This window comes from Blautia sp. CAG:257 (assembly GCF_000433815.1).
Taxonomy (GTDB): Bacteria; Bacillota; Clostridia; order Lachnospirales; family Lachnospiraceae; genus Blautia_A; species Blautia_A caecimuris.
In genome coordinates this window covers 1-859 of record NZ_HF999115.1, presented here as the reverse complement: position 1 = coordinate 859, position 859 = coordinate 1, and the positions used below count along the sequence as shown (strand labels likewise).

1 protein-coding gene is annotated in these 859 nt (G+C 47.6%); it reads left to right on the top strand.

The window, feature by feature from the left end:
• On the top strand, positions 1 to 859 hold an 859-nt coding region (locus QVP40_RS12950), incomplete at both ends, for an amylo-alpha-1,6-glucosidase (RefSeq protein ID WP_288200573.1).

Here is an 859-nt window from a genome sequence, read left to right as displayed (position 1 = left end):
GTATACGGAAAGCGCGGTTATTTCCAATGGAATGACACTTTATTTCCGGACAAACGGAATACTGAGTGATACAGAAGAAATACGGGAAAACTATTTTTACAGCTATGACGCCTGTGACGGACGAAGGGAGACCGGTCTTGCAAAGTCCGGACATATGATTACAAAAAGCGTTCAGCCGGGTGAGGAAAAGATTCTGAAGCTGGTATACTCTATGGAAAATGCAGATCAGGATGCAGACGTTATCATTCTGGAAATGCAGACTTACCGCAAAGCTCTGGAAGCAAAAGCAGGACTTCATAAGGAAATGGCAAAGGATCTGGTAAAAAGCGCCAGCCAGTTTGTTTCCAGAAGGGAATCTACCAACGGAAGAACCATTCTTGCAGGCTATCCGTTTTTTGAGGACTGGGGAAGAGATACCATGATCGCCCTTCCGGGGATATGTATTTCTACCGGTCAGTATGAAACGGCAAAGGAGATTCTCAGAACCTTTGCAGTTCATGAACGGAGAGGGCTGATGCCAAACCTTTTCCCGGAGGGCGGAAACGAACCCCTTTATAATACGGTGGATGCGGCGCTTTTGTTTATCAACTGTGTGTATCTTTATTATCAGGCTGCCGGGGACAAAGCGTTTGTCCGGGAGATGTATCCGGTGATGGAGCGGATCATAAAAGCTTACCGGGAGGGAACCGACTATGGAATCCATATGGATGAGGACGGTCTGATCCAGTCAGGAGAAGGGCTGTGGCAGGTAACCTGGATGGACGTGCGGGTAGGAGATATTCTTCCCACACCCCGTCACGGCAAGCCTGTGGAAATCAATGCTTACTGGTATAACGCCCTGTGTATTATGGATGAACTT